Origin of the sequence: Rhodoplanes roseus, from assembly GCF_003258865.1 — a bacterium.
In the GTDB taxonomy this organism is placed as follows: domain Bacteria; phylum Pseudomonadota; class Alphaproteobacteria; order Rhizobiales; family Xanthobacteraceae; genus Rhodoplanes; species Rhodoplanes roseus.
In genome coordinates this window covers 1-233 of record NZ_NPEX01001039.1, presented here as the reverse complement: position 1 = coordinate 233, position 233 = coordinate 1, and the positions used below count along the sequence as shown (strand labels likewise).

The 233-nt window shown below is 70.4% G+C and carries 1 pseudogene; it reads left to right on the top strand.

Annotated features, from left to right (window positions below):
- A pseudogene (locus CH341_RS35100) lies at nucleotides 1-233 on the top strand (cell division protein FtsZ); the annotation flags it as partial.

Below are 233 nucleotides of genomic sequence, written 5' to 3'. Positions count from 1 at the left end.
ACGAGATGGCGACGCGCGAGGCCCCGGTGCGCCGCCAGGAGGCTTTCGTTCCGCAGGCTGCGGAGCGGCCGGAGAGCGTGCAGCCGCGGATGCCGAAGGTGGAGGATTTTCCGGCCATCGCACAGCGGCAGATCCACGCCAGCCGGGGTGCTGCCAATGAGGAAGAAGAGCGCCGTCCGCGTTCCCTCCTGCAGCGTCTGACCCACGGTCTCGCCAAGCACGGCGAGGGCGAG